Origin of the sequence: Saccharopolyspora antibiotica (assembly GCF_047200635.1) — a bacterium.
Lineage (GTDB): Bacteria > Actinomycetota > Actinomycetes > Mycobacteriales > Pseudonocardiaceae > Saccharopolyspora_C.
In genome coordinates this window covers 1-1196 of the sequence record NZ_JBJZOI010000050.1, presented here as the reverse complement: position 1 = coordinate 1196, position 1196 = coordinate 1, and the positions used below count along the sequence as shown (strand labels likewise).

The window sequence follows — 1196 nt, the reverse complement described above, 5'->3', positions numbered from 1 at the left end:
CGTTGCGGTTTCGTCGAACGGGTTGGTGAGGGCGGTGGTGATGATGTCGGCGACTTCGGTGAATTCGGTGGTGGTGAATCCGCGGGTGGCCAGGGCGGGGGTGCCGATGCGGAGTCCGGAGGTGACCATGGGGGGTCGGGGGTCGTGGGGCACGGCGTTGCGGTTGACGGTGATGCCGATGGTGTGGAGGCGGTCTTCGGCTTGTTTGCCGTCGAGGTCGATGTGGCGCAGGTCGACCAGGACGAGGTGGACGTCGGTGCCGCCGGAGACCAGGCGGATGCCGGCTTGGTGGGCGTCGTCGGCCAGGAGGCGTTCGGCCAGCAGGCGGGCGCCGTCGAGGGTGCGTTGCTGGCGGTCGGCGAATTCGGGGGTGGCGGCGAGTTTGAACAGCACGGCCTTGCCGGCGATGACGTGTTCGAGGGGGCCGCCCTGCTGGCCGGGGAAGACCGCGGAGTTGAACTTCTTGGCGAATTCCTCGCTGCCGGAGAGGATGACGCCGCCGCGGGGGCCGCCGAGGGTCTTGTGGGTGGTGGTGGTGACCACGTCGGCGTGGGGCAGGGGGGAGGGGTGCAGGCCCGCGGCCACGAGGCCGGCGAAGTGGGCCATGTCGACCATGAGGTAGGCGCCGACCTCGTCGGCGATCTGGCGGAAGCGGGCGAAGTCGAGGTGGCGGGGGTAGGCCGACCAGCCCGCGACGATCAGCCGGGGGCGGTGTTCGCGGGCCAGGCGGGCGACCTCGTCCATGTCGACGCGGTGGTCGTCCTCGCGGACGTGGTAGGCCACGACGTTGTAGAGCTTGCCGGAGAAGTTCAGCCGCATCCCGTGGGTGAGGTGGCCGCCGTGGGCCAGGTCCAGGCCCATGATGGTGTCTCCGGGTGAGAGCAGCGCGTGCATGGCCGCGGCGTTGGCCTGCGCGCCCGAGTGCGGCTGCACGTTCGCGAACGAGGCCCCGAACAGCGACTTGACCCGGTCGATCGCGAGCTGCTCGACGACGTCGACGTGCTCGCAGCCGCCGTAGTAGCGGCGCCCGGGATAGCCCTCGGCGTACTTGTTGGTCAGCACCGAACCCTGCGCCTGCAACACCGCCCGCGGAGCGAAGTTCTCCGAAGCGATCATCTCCAACGTGTTCTGCTGACGACCCAACTCCGCGCCCACCGCCGCGGCCACCTCAGGATCCACAGCGGACAGCTGGTCGT

At 69.9% G+C, this 1196-nt stretch carries 1 protein-coding gene; it reads right to left on the bottom strand.

The annotated features are described in order from the left end of the window. On the bottom strand, positions 1-1188 hold a 1188-nt coding region (gene glyA / locus ACL03H_RS23835), incomplete at its 3' end, for a serine hydroxymethyltransferase (protein ID WP_412813546.1). Between the last annotated feature and the right edge of the window lie 8 nt (positions 1189-1196).